13 protein-coding genes and 1 pseudogene are annotated in these 18629 nt (G+C 64.9%); 5 read left to right on the plus strand and 9 right to left on the minus strand.

What is annotated here, in order from left to right:
• Positions 1-24: 24 nt before the first annotated feature.
• The 8 genes from MUN23_RS09165 to purB form a co-directional block, all read right to left on the minus strand.
• Entirely contained in the window at positions 25-1833 is a 1809-nt protein-coding gene (locus tag MUN23_RS09165) for an iron ABC transporter permease (protein WP_248763503.1), read from the minus strand.
• A complete protein-coding gene (locus tag MUN23_RS09170; RefSeq protein WP_248763504.1) occupies positions 1830-2897 on the minus strand; it encodes an ABC transporter ATP-binding protein in 1068 nt (355 codons plus the stop codon). The genes MUN23_RS09165 and MUN23_RS09170 overlap by 4 nt, the downstream gene beginning before the upstream one ends.
• Before the next feature lie 39 nt (positions 2898-2936).
• The gene (locus tag MUN23_RS09175) at positions 2937-4013 is read right to left on the minus strand and encodes an extracellular solute-binding protein (RefSeq protein WP_248763505.1); all 1077 of its coding nucleotides are present in this window, start codon (positions 4011-4013) and stop codon (positions 2937-2939) included.
• A gap of 223 nt (positions 4014-4236) precedes the next feature.
• Positions 4237-4671, minus strand: a complete 435-nt coding sequence (locus MUN23_RS09180) for an acyl-CoA thioesterase (protein ID WP_082575848.1) — start codon at positions 4669-4671, stop codon at positions 4237-4239.
• 76 nt (positions 4672-4747) lie between these two features.
• Positions 4748-5251, minus strand: coding sequence for a GNAT family N-acetyltransferase (locus MUN23_RS09185; RefSeq protein WP_248763506.1), 504 nt, complete (start codon positions 5249-5251; stop codon positions 4748-4750).
• 97 nt (positions 5252-5348) lie between these two features.
• The gene (locus MUN23_RS09190; protein WP_248763507.1) at positions 5349-10238 is read right to left on the minus strand and encodes an NAD-glutamate dehydrogenase; all 4890 of its coding nucleotides are present in this window, start codon (positions 10236-10238) and stop codon (positions 5349-5351) included.
• Positions 10239-10353: 115 nt separating this feature from the next.
• A complete protein-coding gene (locus MUN23_RS09195) occupies positions 10354-11025 on the minus strand; it encodes a histidine phosphatase family protein (RefSeq protein WP_248763508.1) in 672 nt (223 codons plus the stop codon).
• A 161-nt stretch (positions 11026-11186) separates the two neighbouring features.
• Positions 11187-12629: an adenylosuccinate lyase gene (gene purB / locus MUN23_RS09200; protein WP_248763509.1), complete on the minus strand. Its 1443-nt coding sequence runs from the start codon at positions 12627-12629 to the stop codon at positions 11187-11189.
• Positions 12630-12818: 189 nt separating this feature from the next.
• On the opposite strand from purB, the gene MUN23_RS09205 reads away from it, so the two are divergent.
• Positions 12819-13121 (plus strand): hypothetical protein, encoded by a 303-nt coding sequence (locus MUN23_RS09205; RefSeq protein WP_248763510.1) that lies wholly within the window; start codon positions 12819-12821, stop codon positions 13119-13121.
• A gap of 68 nt (positions 13122-13189) precedes the next feature.
• A complete protein-coding gene (locus MUN23_RS09210) occupies positions 13190-14560 on the plus strand; it encodes a hypothetical protein (RefSeq protein WP_248763511.1) in 1371 nt (456 codons plus the stop codon).
• 8 nt (positions 14561-14568) lie between these two features.
• Here the strand turns inward: MUN23_RS09210 and MUN23_RS09215 are convergent, their stop codons facing one another.
• Positions 14569-14997 carry a phage holin family protein gene (locus tag MUN23_RS09215; RefSeq protein ID WP_248763512.1) on the minus strand — a complete coding sequence of 143 codons (429 nt, stop codon included), beginning with the start codon at positions 14995-14997 and terminating at the stop codon, positions 14569-14571.
• Between the two features lie 83 nt (positions 14998-15080).
• Between MUN23_RS09215 and MUN23_RS09220 the strand changes: the two are divergent.
• From MUN23_RS09220 to MUN23_RS09230, 3 genes and pseudogenes are all read left to right on the plus strand, one after another.
• Positions 15081-16191 (plus strand): annotated as a pseudogene (locus MUN23_RS09220) (histidinol-phosphate transaminase).
• A 158-nt stretch (positions 16192-16349) separates the two neighbouring features.
• A complete protein-coding gene (locus MUN23_RS09225) occupies positions 16350-17630 on the plus strand; it encodes a thiamine pyrophosphate-dependent dehydrogenase E1 component subunit alpha (protein WP_248763513.1) in 1281 nt (426 codons plus the stop codon).
• Positions 17630-18610 carry an alpha-ketoacid dehydrogenase subunit beta gene (locus MUN23_RS09230; RefSeq protein ID WP_248763514.1) on the plus strand — a complete coding sequence of 327 codons (981 nt, stop codon included), beginning with the start codon at positions 17630-17632 and terminating at the stop codon, positions 18608-18610. The genes MUN23_RS09225 and MUN23_RS09230 overlap by 1 nt, the downstream gene beginning before the upstream one ends.
• The last annotated feature ends 19 nt before the right edge of the window (positions 18611-18629 follow it).

Here is an 18629-nt window from a genome sequence, read left to right on the forward strand (position 1 = left end):
CGTCGGGCATGTTCCGTCGGCCGGTCAGCGCATGGGTGCGGCTGGTTCCTTGTCGCCAGAAACGTCCACCGACGACGAACCCGGCATCTGCGCGGTCCCCGGGATGCCGCGGGGGCGCTTCTGCGCTTTTTGACGTCTGCTGGTTCGGCCGTAGACCAAGTACATCGTCAATCCGGTGATGACCATCAGCAGCACTGTGTACACGAACGTGTTGGCCACGCCGGCCACGCCTTCAGCGCCATCGGTGTTGGCCTTGATGACCAGGCCCAGCGGCTGGACCAGCGGGTGAGCCAGGAAGATCGCGGTGTCGTAGTCATCCAGCAGGCTGTTGAAGTTCAGGGCTGCGATCGCTGCGGCGGCGGGAAGCACCAGGGGCAGCAGGATGCGGCGGAACACGTAGAGGGTCTTGGCGCCCATAATGGCCGCCGCTTCCTCCAGTGACGAGTTCACCGAGGCGAATGAGGCCTTAAGCATGCGGAGGGTAAACGGGATCTTGACGGTCACGAACGCGATCAGCAGGATCACAGTGGTGCCCGTCAGCACCGCACCGCCCACCAGCGGATTCGGGTGGTCGTAGCTGATGATCAGTCCCAGGGCGAGGAGCGCCGACGGCAGGATCCACGGGATGTGGAGCAAGTACTCGAAAACCGTGGTGGCCCAGTTCCTGTACTTTTGCAGCAGCCGGGCCACAAACAGCAGCCCGCCCACCGCGATGATGGCGGCGAGGGCGCTGTAGATGACGCTGACGATGAAGGGCCGCAGGCCGGATTCCTGGGTCAGGACGCGGACGTAGTTGTCCAGTGTCAGGCTGCCCAGCGAGAGCTGCCCGGTCTGGATGGCCGCCCCGTCGGCGAAGGAATAGAGCACAATCAGCAGTACCGGCAGGGTGTACACAGCGAACAGCAGGTAGGCGACGGTGTGGACGACGGCGTTGGCCAACGGGTCGGTGATCTGCTGTTTCTGCAGGGCGGACGAAACCTTGGACACCGAGAAGTAGGTGCCGCCCTTCTCCATCCGGGTCATCACGGCCAGCATCAGGATGGTGGCCACACCCAGGATGACGGCCAGCAGGGCCGCCAGGTCCCGCGATGTGGGGCTGTTGGTGAAGGTCAGGATCATGGGAGTGATGGTTTGGAAATCCCTGCCACCGAGCACCTGGGGGGCGCTGAGGGCACCCAGGCCGGTGAGGAAGGACAGAATGGTGACGGCGAACAGCGTGGGCTTGAGCATCGGGAGGACAACCCGGCGCAGAATGGTCCAGTCGGACGCGCCGAGGTTCTTGGCGGCCTCGATGGTCTGGAAATCCACACCCTTAAGCGCGTTGGCCACAAACAGCATGTGGTTGGTGGTGGTGGCGAACGTCATCACTACCAGGACTGCAAAGAAGCCGGAGAACCACGCTGAGTCCATGCCGGGGAAGACTTTCAGCAGCAGGGACGTGACGATGCCCTTGTCCCCGTAGATGAACTTGTATCCGGCCGCCAGCACGATGCCGCCATAGATGAACGTAGAGGCATACCCAAGGAACAAAATCCTGGATCCGCGGATCCTGAAGTACTGCGTGACCAAGACAATGAAAATTCCCACCACGTTGACCGTGACAGACAGCGCCACGGCCAGGAGGAAGCTGTTACCCAGGGACTTCATGGCCCGCTGCGAGGAGAACAGCTTTTCGGCGGCGCGGCCGGAGAAGCTGCCGTCCGGGAAGAACGTGGCAATGAGGACGTTGAGGTTGGGCCACACCAGGAACGCCGCAATAAACCAGGTCAGGATTACGCCCACGGTCAGGACGAACGGGGAGCGCACCATGCCCTTGGCGGACGCGGCGCTCATGGCAGGGACACTGCCGGGTCCAGTCTGTCCAGCGCCTTGCCGCTGTCCGCGTGGTACTGCAGGATGTGTCCGGGCTCGACGTAAAGGGTGATCGCGGTGCCGGCTTCCGGGTGCACGCCGCCGTCTTCCCTGACCAGCAGCCGGATCTCCGCGCCGTGGCTGCGTACAACGTAGCGGCTGTGGAGGCCGTGGTAGGTGCGCGACACCACCTTCCCGGACAGGCCGACGGCGGCGCCTCCGTCCGCGGGCGGGGTCAGGGACGCCTTTTCCACGCGGAGGTAGGAGTTCGCTGCGAGGCTGAGTCCGGCGCCGGAGATCCGGTTCACTTCGGCCATGAAATCGGCAGTGAGGGCGGAACTGTCGCCGATGAAGTTGCAGACAAATTCGGTGGCTGCCTGGTCGTAGATGCTCTGGGGTGTGCCCACCTGCTCCACCACGCCCCTGTTGAAGACGGCCACCCGGTCGCTCATGGCCAGGGCCTCGTCCTGGTCGTGTGTCACGTAGACAGTGGTGATCCCGAACTCGCTCTGCAGGTCCTTGAGTTGCTGGCGCAACTGGTGCCTGAGCTTCGCGTCCAGGTTGGACAGCGGCTCGTCCAGGAGCAGGATCTTGGGCTTGAGCACCAGGGCGCGGGCAACTGCCACGCGTTGCTGCTGGCCGCCCGAAAGCTCGGCCACGTTCTTGTGCAGCTGTTCATCGCTGAGTTCCACCCGGTGCGCGATGTCGCGCACAAGGCTGTCGCTTTCGGCTGATTTCTCTTTCCGTACCCGGAGGCCGAAGGCGATGTTTTCCCACACGCTCATGCTGGGGAACAGCGCATAGTTCTGGAACACCATGCCCACTTGGCGCTTGTCGCTGGGCAGCTTCGTGACGTTCTTCCCGTCCACATGCACGCTTCCCTTGGAAGGTTCAATGAAGCCCGCCAGTGTCCGGAGCGCCGTTGTTTTGCCGCAGCCGGATGGACCCAGCAGGGTGAAGAATTCTCCCGGCCTGACATGGAGGTCAAGGTTGGGGATGGCAGTGAAATCGCCGAACGTGACTTCGATGTTGTCCAAGCGGATCATGGTGAAACCTGTCTGGTGGGGCTGGAAGGGGACGGACGACTACTGCATGTATTCCAGTTCGATTTTCTCCACCCACGAGCCCATGTTTTCCTGGACGAATTCCCAGTCGATGTCCTGCTGCTTGAGGTCCGCGAAGAAGTCCACCACGTCAGGGTTAGCCTTCGCTGCGGCACTCTTGTTCACCGGCATCGAATTGAACTGCTTGGCCCAGGCACCCTGCACATCCGCGCTGCCGAACCAGTCGATGAACTTCTGCGCTTCTTCCTTTTTGTCTGTCCCCTTAACGAGGGCCACCTGCTCCACAGCGAGGGGAACGCCGACCGATGGCTTGACGGACTCCACGTTGACCTTGAAGGTCTTCTCGCGTTCGGCGATGATCGAGGACGGCATCTGGCCCATGTCCGCTTCGCCGCTGGCTATGCGGGCAAAAAGATCCGTCTTGGGTACTGCGGGGCTGCCGTGCTGGAAGTACTGCTCAGCCTGCTTCCAGCCTTCGTCGGAGATGCCGAGGTCACCGGAGTCGTCCTTATAACGGGTGAGGATGCCGGCGAACACCAGCTGTGCCGTGGCAGTTCCCATGCCGGTGACGCGCTCATAGCGGTCCTTGAATTCGTCCTTGGTCCAGAGGTCCGTCCAGTCTTTGGGAGCGGCGTCGGCGGTGACCTTATCCGAGTTGTAGCCCAGCAGGATGGCCTGCTTCACCAGCGGCCAATAGGCTTCGCCGTCTCCCAGGGCTGGGTCAATTTCTCCTGCCCACGCCGGCTTGTAGGCCTCAAGGGCGTCCGCGGCCTTGATCTGGGCGAAGTACATGTTGTTCAGTCCAAAGGCCACGTCAGCAATCGGGTTGTTCTTTTCGGCGATCAGCTTGTTGGTGGCGTCCGCTCCGCCGGCACCCACAACTTCGACTTTGTAACCCGCTTTCGCGGCCTCCGTAGTCAGCCATTCACCACGGCCTTCCCCATTGGAGTTCGTATAGATCACGAGGGTTTCGCCGGAACCACCGGCCGGCGCGGACGAGGAACCACCAGAGGCTGCAGGGGTGGCTGCTCCTCCGCCGCAACCGGCAAGCAGGGTGATGGCGAGGACGGCGGCGGCCAGGGTTTGGACTTTACGCACGATCAGGACTCATTTCTTCACTGGAACGAACCGGAGCATATTCCGGCAAGCCTATAGGCGGACTGTGCAGATAAGGGCGATAAATGCTATCGATTTGATAAACAGCCCGGCTGATTAGTCTTGTCCGGTCAAGGGAACATCCAGCGCACGGTTCATTAACTGGCCGTGAACGTTGAGGGACCTGCTCCTGACGTGTCAGTGACGGATGACTGACACGTCCTGCTCAGTCCTGAATGAGGGTTTCCGTCAGGTGATGCGTGGGAATCCGGTCCCGCTCATAAGTGATTTCGGTGTAGCCGTGGGGCTCGGGCTTGCCGGCCGGGCTGAGGTTCACAAAGACGATCTCTTCGATGGTGAGGATGCTTTGGCGCGTGATCATGTTGCGGACTTCGGCGCGCATAGTCAATGACGTCCGTCCGAAGCGCGTCGCCGTCAGGCCCATTTCCACCAGGTCTCCCTGCACGGCAGAGCTGACGAAGTTGATTTCGGAGATGTACTTGGTGACGGCGCGGCCGTTGCCCAGCTGGAGGATGGCGTAGATCGCGGCCTCCTCATCGATCCACTTCAGCAGGCTTCCGCCGAAAAGGGTCCCGTTGGCGTTCAGGTCCTCCGGCCGGATCCATTTGCGGGTGCGGAAGGTGATGTCGGTGGATTCCATATGGCGAGGTTAGCGTGCCGCGGCGCAGGTTACGTGGTGGCAGTTGTTGTGTAACGGACCGCCGCCCGGATTTGGCTCAGGCCATGGCAGTGTGGGCGGCGCTGTGCGAGTCAATCGACTTGGCGTAGCAGTACGAGTGCTCCACGCCCACGTAAGCGCCAAAGTTGGGGACGGAATCGAAGCCGGAGTTCTCGTAGAAGTTCCGGCCGTCCGGCTGGGCCGAGCCTGCTTCGGCCTTGATGCGGGTGATGCCCTGCTTGTGCGCCTCGGCTTCGAGGGCAGCCAGGATGGAGCTGGCCACGCCGGAGCCGCGCGTATACGGGAGCACGTAGAGCCGCTTGATTTCGGCCGTGGCGCGGTCCAGCAGCCTGAGTCCGCCGCAGCCCACGGGCTGTCCCGAGCCTTTGTCGTACGCCACCAGGAACACGGCACAGTCAGCGCCCGACGGCGGGGTCCCCGGTTCGTGGTCAGGGGTACCGAAGCGGGCGTCCAGTTCCGCCTGCTGGGCCCTGCGCAGATCGGCACCCACAGGGTTGGCCCAGGTGACCTGCCTGATGTTGAGCCGTGGGTTGGTCTGCATCGCGAGCCTCTTTCGCCGGAGGGGTTATGCACATCAAGCCTACGAAGCCGCGGTTACCGTGGTGTTTCCTTGGCGTAAGCGTCCGGAGAACTACCGGCTACCGGCGGACCAGGGTTCGCAGCAGCTTCAGGGCGACGGAGATCGAGGCGATGTCCACGTCCCCTGGTTTCGTCACTTCAGCAAACGTGTCCTTGATCCGGGCCAGCTGCTCCTGGTACCCGCGCTCCCAGGCCACGATCCGTTCCATGGCATCGACTCCTGCAGCTTGTGGCGGAGTGGACTTCATGACGGACGTGGTCATGTCGGCGGCGGCCGAATAGGCATCGTCACGCAGGGCCGCCCGGGCAAGGGCTTCCCAGCGGTTCGCCCTCGGGAGGTCCGTTATGCGAAGCAACAACCTGACCACGCCAATGCGCTCGAAGATTGCGTAGTGGACGTCGATGATCGCGGTGACGGGCTCCCGGACTTGTTCCGAGATGAGCGAGATGTCAAGGAGGCCGAAGCTTTCCAGCAAATCAGACGCCCGCTTGCCGAGCTCCGCGGGCAGACCGACGCTGTCCCAGTGCGCCAGGCGGTCCTCCACAAGATCAAGATCGGACCCGCGCAAGTAGTGCGAGGTCTTGGTTCGAAGGATGTCGAGCGTCGGCTTGATGCGGGCCAGGGCTTCGGAGATCGGCTGGTCCCTGTGGTCATGGGTCACATACCAGCGGGTGGCGCGGTCCAAAAGCCTGCGCATGTGCAGGGCCACCCCGGCGCTTTCCTTGCTGGGGAATTCCGGGGGAAGTGCGGCCAGGGCCGCGACTATTGAATCCAGATCGTAAGCCTCCCGCAGGACCACGAAGGCCCTGGCAACGGCGGCGGCGCTGGCCGTGGTTTCCTCGATGGCGCGGAACGCGAAAGTAATTCCGCCGATATTGACGATGTCGTTGGCCATGACGGTTCCCACGATCTCACGGCGCAGCGGATGCCTGTCCAGTTCGGCGCCGAAGCGTTCCACGATCTGGCGGGGGAAATAGCTGCGCAGGGCCTGGTGGAACCAGGGGTCGTCGGCGAGGTCGCTGGCATTCAGTTCCCGGGCCAGTTCGATCTTGGCGTAGGCGGCCAGCACGGACAGTTCGGGGGAGGTCAGACCTTCCCCGTGCTCCAGGCGGGCGTGCAGGGCCGCCGTGCTCGGCAGCCCTTCGAGGTTCCGGTCCAGGTCGGCCGTGGTTTCCAGCCAGTCCATGGTCCGCTCGAACCCGGGGCTCCAGTTCAGCACGAGCTGCCTCTCGGCCACGAGGAGCGCGTTTTGCTCGGTGTTGTCCTTCAGGACGAGCCTGGCCACCTCATCGGTGAGCGAATGCAGGAACCCGGCCCGCTCCTCCCGGCGCATCAGTCCTGCCGCGATCATCGCGTCGACGAAGATCTTGATGTTGACCTCGTGGTCGGAACAGTCGACGCCGGCCGAGTTGTCGATCGCGTCAGTGTTCAGGAGGACTCCGTGCAGCGCGGCTTCGATCCGGCCCCGCTGGGTGACGCCAAGGTTCCCGCCTTCGGCGATGACCCGGGCCCGCAGTTCGTGTCCATTGATGCGGATGGCGTCGTTGGCCTTGTCTCCCACCTCGGCCTGGGTTTCGCTGGAGGCCTTGATGTACGTGCCGATGCCGCCGTTGTAGATCAGATCCACGGGGGCGCGCAGGATGGCCTGGAGGAGTTCCTGCGGCGCCATGCTGCTCCGGCCCCTTTCGAGGCCCAGCGCGATCCGGACCGGATCGCTGATCGGGACGGTCTTTGCGGACCGGGGGTAGACGCCGCCGCCCGCGCTGATGGTCCGGGCGTCATAGTCGGCCCAGGAGGACCGGGGCAGCCCGAAAAGCCGCCGGCGTTCGGCGTAGGAGGCGTCCGGATCGGGGTTGGGGTCCAGGAAGATGTGCCGGTGGTCGAAGGCTGCCACCAGCACGATATGGCGGGAGAGCAGCATCCCGTTGCCGAAGACGTCGCCGCTCATGTCGCCGATGCCCGCGACCGTGAAATCCTCCTGCTGCGTGTCCAGGCCCAGCTCGCTGAAGTGCTGCTTCACCGACGCCCACACGCCGCGGGCCGTGATGCCCATTGCCTTGTGGTCGTAGCCTACGGACCCGCCGGAGGCGAAGGCGTCGTCGAGCCAGAAGCCGTACGCGTGGGCCACCTCGTTGGCGGTGTCCGAAAAAGCAGCCGTCCCCTTGTCCGCGGCCACCACCAGGTAGTAATCGTCGCCGTCGTGCCGGACCACATTCTTGGGGGCTACCACCGTGCCGCCGTTTCCGGAACCAAGCAGGTTGTCCGTGAGATCGAGCATTCCCCTGATAAAGATCCGGTAGCTCTCCTGCCCCTCGGCCATCCATGCGGCCCGGTCAATCGCAGGATCCGGAAGCCGTTTGGCGTAGAAGCCGCCCTTGGCCCCGGTGGGCACAATGACCGAGTTCTTGACGTTCTGGGCCTTGACCAGCCCCAGGACTTCGGTGCGGAAGTCCTCGCTGCGGTTCGACCAGCGCAGGCCGCCGCGGGCCAGCATGCCAAAGCGCAGGTGAACCCCTTCCACGCGCGGCGAGTAGACCCAGATTTCGAACTTGGGCCTCGGAAACGGTGCGTTGGGGATGGCGCCCGGGCTGAGCTTGAAGCTCACATGGGGCCTGTCCAGGAAGTAGTTGGTTCTGAGTGTGGCCTCGATCAGGTTCATGAACGTGCGGAGCAGCCGGTCGGCGTCGAGGCTGGGGATTTCCTCGATCGCGGCCATCAGTTCCTTCCTGGCGGCGGCCGTGTCGTGGAGGCGCCGGGTCCAGTCAATGCCGGGAACGAATTTGGCGTGGAACAGCGCGAGCAGTGCGTGCGTGGCCCGGGTGTTGGACAGCAGGGTGTCCGCCATGAAGCCATAGGAATTCAGGGTGCCTAGCTGCTGCAGGTATTTGGCGTAGCTGCGGAGGACCACGGCCTGGCGCCAGCTGACCCCCTCCCTGATCACCAGGGCATCGAAGCCGTCCGACTCGATGTCTCCGCGCATGGCCGCGCAGAACGAATCCGCCAGCAGCATGCTGGTTTCCAGGGGATCGATGCCGGGCGGGTACTTCAGCCCGAGGTCGTAGAGGAAGAGGTCCTGGCCGTTGGCGCGCCGAAGCTCAAAGGGACGCTGGTCCAGCACCTCAAGCCCCAGGTTGTGGAGGAATGGCAGGAACCGGGTGAGGCTCTGTGCGCTGGTCAGGTAGAGGCGCATCCGCGCGTCCTCTGCCGGCGGCCGCGTGGCTTCCGGCCGGACATAGACAGTCAACAGGGGGTCGTCCAGCGCCCGCCCGCCCGTCCCGTCAAGATCGAATTCCTCGAAGGCGGCGATGTCGCGGACCGCGTCCTCGGCGTCGTGGTCCGCACGGTAGCCGGGCGGAAACGAGCCTTGCCACAGTGTCGAGAGCCGCGCCGCCTCCTCTGCGGTGAATCGGTCACGGAGGGACTCGTCCAGGCCCTCCGTCCACGAGCGGCTTGCCGCCACTACACGCCGCTCCAGCTCCAGGGGGTCGACGTCGGGCGCTGGCGTCCCGGGGCCCAGCAGGATCCGGAAGAACACCCGGGCCATGGGGGAGTCGCCCAACCGGACCTCGAACTCGATGGACGGGGATTTGAAGGCGTGCCTGAGTTCCTGCTCGATCCTGAGCCGGACCGCCGTGTTGTAGCGGCGCCGGGGAAGGAAAACCAGGGCGGACATGAAGCGGCCGATACTGTCCGGCCGCAGGAAAAGCCGCGTTTGGCGGCGCGGCTGCAGGCGCAAGATCTCCGTGGCCAGCTGGGCCAGATCGTGCTGTTCCATATGGAACAGCTCGTCGAGTGGAAACGACTCCAGCACCGCCAGCAGTTCCTTGCCCTGGGGCGAGGCAGTCTTGAAACCAAGGCGCTCCTGCACGGCCAGGACCTTGTCCCGGACCACCGGAATGCGGCGTACGGACTGGCCTGTGGCGCCCGGGGCGAGCAGGCCCACAAAGCGCCGCTCTCCGGCCACGGCTCCGCCATCGTCGAAGATCCGAAGACGGATCTCGTCCAGGTAGGCGGGCCGGGGGACCGAGGAACGCAGATCCGAGGTAGCGAGCGTGAGTGCCCGCGGGCTGTGGAGGCTTGCCTCCCCGGACTCCTCTGTGTGAGGTGCGCCGGAGGCCGGACCGGTCCCGCCTTCCGGACGGTCCTCCCGGAGCAGCCCCAGCCCCGCGCCGGCCCGCACGCGCAGGGCATCCCGGCCGCCCGCCGTCGTGCGCTCATATTCGCTGTACCCGAGGAACACGAAGTTGCCGTTGTCCAGCCAGAGCAGCAGTTCCCGGAGCTGATCCGGGGCCGGGACCGTGGCGCTGGGGAATCCGTCAACGGAGCCGACGGCGGCTGTCACCTGGGCATGGATGGCTGGGAGGTCTTCGGCGACTGCCTGAACATCGGCCAGCACCCCGTGGAGGTTCGCGATGACTTCCTCGGCGCCCGAGTCCCCAGGCAGCCTGCCGATTTCCACGGCCACCCAAGTCTCTGTGGTCCCCTCCTGGATGCCGTCCAACTCGTCCGGGCGCACGTCCGGGATTTCCGCGTGGCCGGCGTTCGCCGCTGTCAGTCCGGCCCGCGATGGCCCATGCGCGACGTCCAGCAACGCATGCGTTTCAGGGTCCCGCAACACCCGGAACGTGGGATGCACGAGCAGCCGGATCGACGCGCTCTCCCTGGTCAGCTCGGCTGTCACCGAGTGAACCAGATGGGGCATGTCATTGGCGACCACCATCACAATGCTCGCATCGGTTTCATTCAGGACCCCGACGACGGACTGTCCGGGAGTGCGGATGCCCGCTAATTCCGCGTGGTACCGAGCCCGCCGGCCCAGGGTCTCCGGACTGTAGTCCAGGAGGTCCTCCGCCGCGACGTGCTCGTAGTAGTCCGCGAAGAAGGAATCGTTGGGCTCGAACGGACCGGCAGCCCCTCCCTGGGCAGCCGGTGCGGTTTCGCGTGACATTCCACTGCGCCTCCACGGCAAGGGCTGGCACCACTGGCCGTGGTCCCCTGGGGAAGCCTCATGCCTGACTTCATCATGGACGCCCCGCCACATGGCGTCCAGTGTTTCGCAGCGGCTACGCGGCGCCGCCCGTGGGGTCCTCGGCGGTCGGATCCGCGAGAGCTAGGCCGCCCACCGGGCTCCCGTCCCAGTGGATCAGCTTCCAACCGGCGCCGGGGTCCCCTTCCAGGGCCACAATGCCCGTGTTGGACAGGGCGTGGCGGGCTGCGAACTCATGGTCGGCGCCGGCGGCGCGGCGACCGGTCCACGTGCGGATGGCCGCGCCGTGACTCACCACGGCCGCGACGGCGGAGCCACCATTGTTGGCCGCGCGCTCGGCAATCCGGTAGATGGCGGCGTCGTACCGTTCGAAAAACTCGTGGCCGTCCGGGCCAGCCGGCATCCGGCGGTCCAGGTCACCGGCTGCCCACGCGAACACTGTCCCCATGTAGCGCATGTGCGACTCGTGGTCGGTCAGTTTCTCCAGCGCCCCTGCTTCGATCTCGTGCAGCCCATCCAGGACTTCAACCTCAAGCCCGTGGAGCCGGGACAGCGGGGCGGCCGTGATCTGGGTCCGCAGAAGTGTTGATGCGTACACTGCGCCTATCTGCTCGTTGGCCAGGGACCGTGCCATGGCCTCGGCCTGGCGTTCTCCCAGCTCGGTCAGCCCCGGCCCCGGGTGGGCGGTGTCCAGCTGGCCGAGTACGTTGCCGGGGGTCTGTCCGTGGCGGATGAGGAGCAGCTTCATGACTCCAGTTTCGCATCCGGCGGCGAGATTCGGCGTCTGCCTGCCGGGCCGGCGCCGTGCGTTCCCACCGCAACCGGTTTCGGCAGGCTCAACCACCGAAAAGCGCCGGGCCCTCCAAGGACCCGGCGCCGCCGTCGTACTTCTTGTGCCCGCGGGCGTGCTTACTTGAGGTGGTCCACCAGCTGGTCCGCGATGCCGGTGTACTTGCCCGGCGTGAGGGCCAGCAGCCGCGCCTCGGCCTCGGGGGAGAGGCCCAGGCTCTGCACGAATTCCTGCATCCGGGCGGCATCCACACGCTGGCCGCGGGTGAGGTCCTTGAGCCGCTCGTACGGGTTTTCCATGCCTTCGACGCCGGCGATCGCTTCGGCACGCATGACCATTTGGATGGCCTCGCCCAGAACTTCCCAGTTGGTGTCCAGGTCCCCGGCGAGCACGTCTTCGGCAACATCGAGGCGGTCCAGGCCCTTGGCCACGTTGGAGATCGCCAGGAGGGAGTGGCCGAACGCCACACCGATGTTGCGCTGGCTGGAGGAGTCGGTGAGGTCGCGTTGCCAGCGGGAGGTCACCAGCGTGGAGCCCAGCACGTCCAGGAGGCCGGAGGAAATTTCCAGGTTCGCTTCGGCGTTCTCGAACCGGATGGGGTTGACCTTGTGCGGCATGGTGGAGGATCCGGTGGCGCCGGCCACGGGGATCTGGGCGAAGTAGCCGATGGAGATGTAGCTCCACATGTCCGTGCAGACGTTGTGCAGGATCCGGTTGAACCGCGCGACGTCGGCGTACAGCTCGGCCTGCCAGTCGTGGCTTTCGATCTGGGTGGTCAGCGGGTTCCAGGTCAGGCCCAGGCCCTCGACGAAGGACTTGGCCACCTGCTGCCAGTCAGCGCCGGGGACAGAGGCCACGTGGGCTGCATAGGTGCCGGTGGCGCCGTTGATTTTGCCCAGGTATTCGGTCTCCGCGATCCGGTCCAGCTGGCGGGTCAGGCGGTGCGCGATGACGGCCAGTTCCTTGCCCAGGGTGGTGGGCGTGGCCGGCTGGCCGTGCGTGCGGGACAGCATGGGGACCGCGCGGTTGTCCTCGGCCATCTTGCTGATCTGGGCAACGAGGGCGCGTGCGGCGGGCAGCCACACGTCCTCCACAGCACCCTTGACGCCCAGGGCGTAAGAGAGGTTGTTGATGTCCTCGGACGTGCAGCCGAAGTGGACCATGGCGGTCAGGTTCTCGATGCCGATGGCGGGCAGCCGGCGGCCGATGTAGTACTCCACAGCCTTCACGTCATGGACCGTAACGGCTTCGATTTCGGCGAGCTCGGACACCGAGGCGGAGTTGAATTCGGTGACGATCGCGCGGAGCTTTTCCTGCTGTTCCGCGGTGAGCTGACCTGCGCCGGGAAGGACATTGTTGCTGGTCAGGTGGATGAGCCACTCGACTTCCACGGCCACGCGGTCACGGTTCAGGGCTGCCTCGGACAGGTAGTCAACGAGGGGCGCAACGGCGGACTGGTAGCGGCCGTCCAGCGGACCCAGGGCGATCTGGTCCGGTGACGCGGCAAGGGCCAGGCGTCCGGAGGGCGTGCGGGTATCAGCTGTGGCGGCAGTTTCAGGCATGTGTTGATTCTTTCATGAACTCCTCACTGCCGCTTAAGCGCTCCGTCGCATGTGAACAGCGGCGTGACTTGTCCACATAGCCGACGGCGGTGCTTCCGTCGTGGGGGCGGCATTCCGTAGCGTCGGGGTTCAGGAGTTGGCCTTGACGGACGAGAGGTTCGGGCGGATATCCGGGACGGGGGAACGGGCATGGGCAGTGACGTGACGGCAGCCGACATCGCGGCATGCATGTCCCGAGGTTATGAGGTTCAGCAGTTGGCGGCCCGGGTTGACCTTTGCCTGGCGAGGGTGGAAAAGGTCCTCGGCGGCTTTCGCGAGATCCAGCTTTTGGACTGGCAGTCACCTGCCGGGAGGGCGTACAGGAACTCGGTGGCTCTGCAGGAGGTGGCCCTAGGGAGGGCGAGGGTACGGCTCGAGGACGCGCTGGCTTCGGTGAAACGCCACGCGCAGGCGGTGGGAACGTCCGCCGGCAACCCGGCGGGGCGGTACTGATGGCCGAGGTGACGCCATCCGGCAGCGGCGGCCCTATCCAGCTGACAGGGCCTGCCGTGGACGGGGGCATGGAAATCAGGGGCGGCGTTGGTGGCATCAGTTTTCAGTTGGAGGAGCTCGTAGGCGGCGCGGAGAAGCTCGACGCTGCTGCGGGGGAGCTGGCTGCCGTGGAAGTGGAGGTCCGCCGCATCTGGGAAGACCTGTGCCCGTACCAGGATGAAGCGCGTCCCACCGGAACGGCGGCCCTGATTGGCGTCGGAGAGGCGCAGTGGAGTGTCCAGGCCGTCCGTGCGGAGCTGCAAGGAATCAGCAGCCAGGTGCGGGACTGCAAAAGGAACTACGAAACGGCGGAAGCGTGGGCGGGATTCTCGCGCGGAATGGGCGGCGGACTGACGCGCCCCGAAACCCTTGGCAGGCAGGCGGTAGACCTCGGCTTGGGTCCGGTTCCCAACAGGGAAGTCACAGAACTCGCCGTGGGACCTATTGCCATGGCTGCCTTGTTGGCAGTCTCCCCGGAGCGCTTTTGGGCAGCGCTCGCGGCAGACATGGCGGCGGGCAGGCATATTGCGGCGGCGGTACCTTTGCTCGCCGGTGTGTCCGGGCGTTCAAACCGAATCCTTCAGCCTCGTCCGGTCACGTTGGAAAAGAAGGAGACGCTGCCCATTGAATTCGACGGTTCACCGGCTGCGTTGTTGGAACGGGCACGGATCATCGATGAACGCGGTGAAGGCTACATCGAAGTCATCGAAGTGGATAACGGCGGAAAGAAGGCTTACGTGGTGGTCATTCCCGGAACGCAGGCCGGAGGTGAAATGGGCGGCGTTAATCCGTTCGACGAAGTCGGCATCGTTGAAGGGCTGGGCCACAGCTCGGCAGAAATCAACGCAGCGGTGTTTCAAGCCCTGCAGGCTGCCGGCGCGGAAAAGGGGGCACCCGTAGTGGCAGTGGGTTACAGCCAAGGTGGAATCCATGCAATGAACCTGGCGGCCGACGATCTTTTCCTGAACGAGTACGACATGAAATATGTCCTCACCGCAGGGTCTCCCGTGGGTGGCATTGTTCCGGACGCCGACGTCACTGCTCTTCACCTGGAGCACAGGCAGGATTGGGTGCCCGGCACTGACGGTACACCGAACCCGGACGCCCGAAACCGGGTTACGGTGACCCTCAACAGCCCAGTAACCACGCCCCAAGGTGGCGAGTTCGGTATTGGGCCGGGCCACAATCTCAACAACTACCAGGGAGCCGCGCGGCTCGTCGCAGCAAGCGACGATCCCTCTCTGATGGCGTCAACCGCGGTTCTTGGCGGCGTCCTGGGGGCAGGCGGCACGGCAACGGCCACCCGCTTCGCACTGTCCCGTTCGAAGCCACCTGAACTGCTACCGAGGTCCAAGCCGGATGCTCCACAGCGGGCCTCTGAGATTGACCGGACGAGGTAATCCGACGGTCAGCGCTTGCCGGCCCCTGTCAGCCGTCCTGCCACCAGCGAAATGAGGGTGATGATGATGGCCGCGAGGACCGCCGTCCAGAGGAACGAGTCAATGGTGAAGTGCACCGGCGTGTAACTGCTGAGCCAGGACGTCAGGTAGAGCATGGCGGCGTTGATGACGATCGTGAAGAGGCCCAGTGTGAGGATGGTGATGGGCAAGGACAAGAGGCTGACCAGGGGCCGGACGAACGCGTTGACCACGCCGAAAATCAAACCGACGAACAAGTACGCCAGGATGATGCCGATGGTGTCGGTGCCCTGCGTTACGCCCGAGTTGGCCACCGCCTCGGTAGTCGCCGAAGTTGAGATATCCAGGCCCGGCAGTATCCAGCTGGCAATCCAGAGGGCCAGCCCGTTGATAAGGACTCGAACAATAAAAGAGCGCATAGGCCCATGCTGTCACACTGCCCCTGGGCCCCGTCTGAGTTCCTGCCCGCCCCGTGCCGTTCACGCGAAGTAGGCTAGTTTGCATGACTTCACCCGAGATCCTGCCTGGCGAAATCCGGCCGCGCCCCGTGGTTGGCCGGCTACCCCGGTACGCCGCAGGAAAGCCTCCCGTCGCCGTGGATGGGCTGGCCAGCTACAAGCTGTCCTCCAACGAGAACCCCCTGCCCCCCCCTTCCGGCAGTGCTGGAGGCAATTTCCAACCAGACGGACTTCAACCGCTACCCCGATCCCCTCAGCAGCAAGCTTCGTGCGGCGCTCGCCGAGTTCCTGGCGGTGCCGGCCGAGGACGTGGTCACCGGCGCCGGAAGCCTCGGAGCCCTCAACCAGTTGCTGTCCACGTTCGCCGGCCAGAACGACGACGGCAAAGCGGACGAGGTGATCTATGCGTGGCGGTCCTTCGAGGCGTATCCCATCAGCGTGGGCCTTGTGGGTGCGGAGAGCGTCCGCATTCCGCTGACGGCCGAGGGACGCCACGACCTGGATGCCATGGCTGCAGCCGTAACGGTCCGCACCAAAGTCATCCTGCTCTGCACCCCGAACAACCCCACCGGCCCCATCCTGACCACTGCCGAAACGGAGCGGTTCATCCAGGCGGTCCCGTCCGACGTCGTGGTGGTGATTGACGAGGCCTACCAAGAGTTCGTCCGCGCCAGCGATGCTGTGGACGGCATCGCGATGTACCGCAAATACCCGAATGTTGTGGTGCTCCGGACGTTCTCCAAGGCCCATGGACTGGCGGGCCTGCGCGTGGGATACAGCGTCTCCAACCCCGGGCTGACCCAGTACCTTCGCGTGGCCGCCACACCCTTCGCCGTGTCACAGATCGCTGAAAATGCAGCCATTGTGTCGCTGCAGAATTACCCCCTGGTTGTAGAAAGGGTACAAAGCATCGTGGACGAACGAACCCGCGTAACCTCCGGACTGCGTGAACTCGGCTGGTTCGTACCCGAGGCGCAGGGCAACTTCGTCTGGTTGAACCTGGGCGAAAACAGCTCGGAATTTGCCGAACTGGCGGGCACGCAGGCGCTTTCAGTGCGCGCCTTCGGCGGCGATGGCGTGCGCGTCAGCATCGGTGAGGTCGAGGCCAACAGCCGGTTCCTCGAGCTCTGTGCAAACTATACAAAGGCGCCGTAGCGTTCCTAGTGCTTAACATGCACCAGCAGCGGCACCTACTGAAGATAAAGTAAGGACCAGTAAGCCAATATATATGCCAACAAGGGAATGCATTCCCCCAACGGCATATATCCCAGCGACATTGCAATGCATCCGCATGCGGCAAGCAAGGAGACGGTATGGGCGCCACACATCTGCCCTCCACCGAGTTCGATGAGACAGCGGCAGACGACCAACTCGAGGCAGAGGCCGAGGCCCACCTGGGCAGCCCGGCCGAGCCCATGGTGCAGCTGCTGGCGCCTGACGGGACCCTGGGGACGGATCCGGTCTTCTCCGCGTATGCGGACCGGCTGGACGGTGAAAAGCTGCGTGGCTTCTACGCTGACATGGCCAAGATCCGCCGCTTTGACGTCGAGGCAACGGCACTCCAGCGCCAAGGGCAGCTGGCCCTGTGGGTCCCGCTGACCGGCCAGGAGGCCGCGCAGATCGGCTCCGGGCGGGCCAGCCAGCCGCAGGACTACATCTTCCCCACCTACCGCGAGCACGGCGTGGCGCTGACCCGCAACGTGGACCTCGCGGAGCTCCTACGCCAGTTCCGCGGGGTTTCGAACGGCGGCTGGAACCCGAAGGACACCAACTTCCATCTCTACACCCTGGTCCTCGCCGCGCAGACGCCGCATGCCGTCGGCTACGCAATGGGGATCCAGCGGGACCAGAAGGCGGCCGCCGCAGTCGCCGCGGATGGGGCGCAGGACCGGCCGGCCGAGCCCAAGGCCGCGGTGATGGTCTACTTCGGTGACGGGGCCAGTTCCGAGGGCGATGTCCACGAATCCATGGTGTTCGCCGCCTCCTACAACGCGCCGGTGGTGTTCTTCTGCCAGAACAACCACTGGGCCATCTCCGTTCCCAGCTCGGTGCAGACCCGCATTCCGCTGTCCAACCGTGCCAAGGGTTACGGTTTCCCGGGAATCCGGGTGGACGGCAACGATGCGATCGCCGTCCACGCCGTGACCGAGTGGGCGCTCGAACATGCCCGCGAGGGCAAGGGGCCGGTGCTGATCGAGGCTTTCACGTACCGCGTCGGTGCGCACACCACGGCTGATGACCCCACAAAGTACCGGGAAACGGCCGAGGAAACCCTGTGGCGGGCCAAGGATCCGCTTGACCGCCTGGAAAAGTACCTCCGGGCCCAAGGCTTGGCGGATGACGCGTTCTTTGACCAGGTCAAGGCCGACGGCGACGAACTCGCCGCCTACGTCCGCAAGACCACCTACGACCTTGAAACCCCGGACATCCGGACCGCCTTCGCCAACACCTACGTCGAGGCCCACCCCCTGGTGGCCGAGGAATTGGCCTGGTTTGAGGAGTACAGCGCAGGCTTCGCCGAAACGCCGGAGCACAACAGCGCTGAACCTGGCAGCCCGGACCCGGATGACGCAGCGACAGGAGTGGCCCGCTGATGACCACCATGACCATAGCCAAGGCCATTAACGAGGGCCTGCGCGCCACCTTGGACAACAATCCGCGGACCCTGCTCATGGGCGAGGACATCGGGGCGCTGGGCGGCGTCTACCGCGTCACCGACGGACTCCTGGCGGAGTTCGGTGCGGACCGCGTGGTGGACACACCGCTCGCCGAATCCGGCATCATCGGCACGGCCATCGGCCTGGCCCTGCGCGGCTACCTGCCCGTCTGCGAGATCCAGTTCGACGGGTTTGTGTTCCCGGGCTTCAACCAGATCACCACCCAGCTGGCCAAGATGCACGCCCGCAGCAACGGCAACCTCACCGTTCCCGTCGTTGTGCGGATCCCTTACGGCGGCGGCATCGGCTCCATTGAGCACCATTCGGAATCACCGGAGGCGCTGTTCGCCCACACAGCAGGCCTGCGCATCATCACACCGTCCAACGCCCACGACGCCTACTGGATGATCCGGCAGGCCGTGGAGTGCCAGGACCCCGTGATCGTCTTCGAACCGAAGCGCCGCTACTGGCTCAAGGGCGAGGTCGACACCCAGAACCCCGGCGCGTCGGCCGATCCCTTCAAAGCGCATGTGCTCCGCGAGGGCACGGACGCCACCGTGGTGGCCTACGGCCCGCTCGTGCCGGTGGCCCTTGCCGCTGCCGACGCCGCCGCCGAGGACGGCCACAGCATCGAGGTCATCGACCTGCGCTCCATTTCGCCGATCGACTTCGACACCGTCACGGCGTCCGCTAAAAAGACAGGCCGGCTCGTGGTGGCGCATGAGGCACCGACGTTCGGCGGCATCGGCGGCGAGATTGCTGCCCGGACCAGCGAACGTGCATTCCTCTCACTGGAGGCTCCCGTGATCCGTGTGGGCGGCTTCCACATGCCTTACCCGGTGGCCAAGGTCGAGGAAGACTACCTCCCCGACATCGACCGCATCCTCGAGGCGCTGGACCGCGCCCTGGCCTACTAGGCGCAGGCACCTTCCCCGC

The organism is Pseudarthrobacter sp. SSS035 (assembly GCF_023273875.1).
Lineage (GTDB): Bacteria > Actinomycetota > Actinomycetes > Actinomycetales > Micrococcaceae > Arthrobacter.

Bases quoted from the DNA above. Each gene is read 5' to 3' on its own strand.
- MUN23_RS09165 (WP_248763503.1), bottom strand. From the start codon at position 1,833: ATGAGCGCCGCGTCCGCCAAGGGCATGGTGCGCTCCCCGTTCGTCCTG.
- MUN23_RS09170 (WP_248763504.1), bottom strand. From the start codon at position 2,897: ATGATCCGCTTGGACAACATCGAAGTCACGTTCGGCGATTTCACTGCC.
- MUN23_RS09180 (WP_082575848.1), bottom strand. From the start codon at position 4,671: ATGGAATCCACCGACATCACCTTCCGCACCCGCAAATGGATCCGGCCG.
- MUN23_RS09185 (WP_248763506.1), bottom strand. From the start codon at position 5,251: ATGCAGACCAACCCACGGCTCAACATCAGGCAGGTCACCTGGGCCAAC.
- MUN23_RS09190 (WP_248763507.1), bottom strand. From the start codon at position 10,238: ATGTCACGCGAAACCGCACCGGCTGCCCAGGGAGGGGCTGCCGGTCCG.
- MUN23_RS09195 (WP_248763508.1), bottom strand. From the start codon at position 11,025: ATGAAGCTGCTCCTCATCCGCCACGGACAGACCCCCGGCAACGTACTC.
- purB (WP_248763509.1), bottom strand. From the start codon at position 12,629: ATGCCTGAAACTGCCGCCACAGCTGATACCCGCACGCCCTCCGGACGC.
- MUN23_RS09205 (WP_248763510.1), top strand. From the start codon at position 12,819: ATGGGCAGTGACGTGACGGCAGCCGACATCGCGGCATGCATGTCCCGA.
- MUN23_RS09210 (WP_248763511.1), top strand. From the start codon at position 13,190: ATGGAAATCAGGGGCGGCGTTGGTGGCATCAGTTTTCAGTTGGAGGAG.
- MUN23_RS09215 (WP_248763512.1), bottom strand. From the start codon at position 14,997: ATGCGCTCTTTTATTGTTCGAGTCCTTATCAACGGGCTGGCCCTCTGG.
- MUN23_RS09225 (WP_248763513.1), top strand. From the start codon at position 16,350: ATGGGCGCCACACATCTGCCCTCCACCGAGTTCGATGAGACAGCGGCA.
- MUN23_RS09230 (WP_248763514.1), top strand. From the start codon at position 17,630: ATGACCACCATGACCATAGCCAAGGCCATTAACGAGGGCCTGCGCGCC.